The organism is Mesorhizobium sp. M00.F.Ca.ET.216.01.1.1, assembly GCF_004010325.2.
GTDB lineage: Bacteria > Pseudomonadota > Alphaproteobacteria > Rhizobiales > Rhizobiaceae > Mesorhizobium.
Window position 1 is genome coordinate 1 of the sequence record NZ_SADR02000066.1, and the last position, 2,640, is coordinate 2,640.

The window sequence follows — 2,640 nt, forward strand, 5'->3', positions numbered from 1 at the left end:
TGCGGCGCGGCGATCAGGATGAGATTCAGCGTCAATCAAGATGAGACTCGGCGGGGGTGGTGTGACGCAGTGAGGGCGTAGCCCGAACGGAGTTACACCACCCCCGCGGCGTCACTGCCGACGTCTGTTGAGCGCGGTTGGCTGAAGTACCTTGGCGATTTTCTGAAGAATGGAGAATCACCTTTGTGCCAGGCCGTCATGTAACCGACCATCAGATGAGGCTCTTTATGAAGTTACGACAGGAACACACGACCGAGGTTGCCGCGGCCAAGGCGTCGATCAGCAGAGCGACGGCCTATCGCATCAAGAAGAATCCGGACCTGCCATCGCAAAAGCAAAAGGCTCGCGGCCGGCGACGGCCTGACCCTCTCGAGCACATCTTCGATGCCGAGGTCGTTCCCCTTTTGAAGGCGGCGCCAGGCATCCGTGCTGTCGCCATCTACGAAGAGATGCTGCGGCGGCACCCGGAACTGAGCGAGGGCATTCGCCGGACCCTGGAGCGGCGCATTCGGTCATGGCGCGCCATCCACGGCGAAGAGCAGGAGGTTATCTTCCGTCAGCTTCACGAACCCGGCCGGCTCGGGCTGTCGGATTTTACCGACATGAGCAGCTTGGGCGTGTCGATCTCGGGCCAGCCGCTCGACCATCTGCTCTACCACTTCCGGCTCGCCTGGTCGGGCTTCGAACACAGCCATGTCATTCTCGGTGGCGAGAGCTTCGTGGCCCTGGCCGAAGGACTGCAGAACGCGCTCTGGTCACTTGGCGGAGCGCCGCTCTATCACCGCAGCGACAGCCTGTCGGCGGCTTTCCGCAATCTCAGTGCCGATGCGAAGGAGGACCTGACACGGCGCTACGAGGAACTGTGCGCCCATTATCGCATGACGCCGACCCGCAACAACAAGGGCATCGCCCACGAGAACGGGTCGATCGAAAGCAGCCATGGTCATCTCAAGAGCGCCATCCGTGACGCCCTTCTGATGCGCGGCGGCAGGGACTTCGACGATCTCGGCGCGTACCGCGCCTTCATCGACGAGATCGTCAGCCGGCACAACGCCAATCATGGCAAGCGCATCGACGCCGAGCGCCCTCATCTACAGGAACTCCCCGAGCGCCGCACCACCGACTTCGAGGAGGTGGTCGTGAATGTCTCACGCACCGGCGGCTTCACCTTGCGCAAGGTCTTCTACACCGTTCCTTCCCGCCTGATCGGACATCGGCTTCGCGTCCGGCTGTTCGACGATCGGCTCGAGGTCTTTGTCGGAGGAACACAGCTGATGACGCTTCCCAGAGGCCGTGGACATGCGGATGGAAGGCACGATCAAGTCGTCAATTATCGGCACGTCATCCATTCGCTGCGGAAGAAGCCGATGGCGCTTCTTAATCTCGTCTATCGGGACAAGCTCTTTCCGCGGCAGGAATACCGCAGGACCTTCGATGTGCTCATGGAGCGGCTGCCGGACAGGCAGGCCTGCAAGATCACGGTCGAGTTGCTGGCACTGGCCCATGATCGCGGCTGCGAGCGCGAACTTGCCGAGCAACTCGCCGAGATCCTCGATGCCGGCGACCTGCCCGATATTGCTGCCTTGAGAACGCTCTTCGGCCCGGACCCAGCACGGCTGCCGACCGTCTCGGTGCAGCTTGCTTGCCTCAACGGCTATGAAGCCCTGATCGGCACGGCCTATACGGGAGAGGTCGCATGAAGAGCGCCCATAGCATCGATGAAGCCCGGCTGGGCATCATGCTCAACGAGCTCCGGCTGCCGACAATCAAGACCCTGTGGCCGCAATTTGCCGAACAGGCCGATCGAGAGGGCTGGCCCGCCGCCCGGTTCCTGTCGGCCATTGCCGAGCATGAACTGGCCGAGCGGGCGCATCGCCGGATCGAACGCCACCTCGCCGAAGCGCATCTGCCACCTGGAAAGACCCTCGACAGCTTCGCCTTCGAGGCCGTGCCGATGGTCTCCAAGGCCCAGGTGATGGCGATCGCCGCCGGCGACAGCTGGCTCGCAAAGGGTGCCAACATCCTGTTGTTTGGCCCGCCCGGCGGCGGAAAGAGCCATCTCGCCGCGGCCATCGGGCTCGCCCTCATCGAGAATGGCTGGCGCGTGCTGTTCACCCGCACGACCGACCTCGTCCAGAAGCTTCAGGTCGCGCGGCGTGAGCTGCAGCTCGAATCCGCCATCGACAAGCTCGACAAGTTCGATCTGCTGATTCTCGACGATCTGGCCTACGTCACCAAGGACCAGGCCGAAACGAGCGTGCTCTTCGAACTCATCTCCGCCCGCTATGAGCGGCGTTCCATCATGATCACCGCCAATCAGCCCTTCGGAGAATGGAACAGGGTCTTTCCCGACCCCGCCATGACGCTCGCCGCGGTCGACCGTCTCGTCCACCACGCAACAATCTTCGAGATGAACGTCGAAAGCTACCGGCGCAGATCAGCCATGGAAGCCAAACGCCAGCGCGGCAGGCCGGCCTCCTACGCGACAATCAAAAACACCCACGAGCTTGTCGCGGAGCGGCAATCAGAAAACCACGATGGCCTTGCCAGCGACAATCAGCATGATAATTTGCCCGTGACCGCGCCCTGAGAGTCTCATCCAGATTGTCGCGCAGGTCTCTCCCAGATCGCCGCGCTATA

At 62.3% G+C, this 2,640-nt stretch carries 2 protein-coding genes; both read left to right on the forward strand.

Annotated features, from left to right (window positions below; genetic code table 11):
• The first annotated feature begins 215 nt into the window (after positions 1-215).
• The gene (gene istA, locus EN859_RS34995; protein WP_189502463.1) at positions 216-1,700 is read left to right on the forward strand and encodes an IS21 family transposase; all 1,485 of its coding nucleotides are present in this window, start codon (positions 216-218) and stop codon (positions 1,698-1,700) included.
• On the forward strand, positions 1,697-2,590 hold the full coding sequence (gene istB, locus EN859_RS35000; protein WP_127857172.1) for an IS21-like element helper ATPase IstB: 894 nt from the start codon (positions 1,697-1,699) through the stop codon (positions 2,588-2,590). Before istA ends, istB begins: the two co-directional genes overlap by 4 nt.
• Positions 2,591-2,640: the final 50 nt, after the last annotated feature.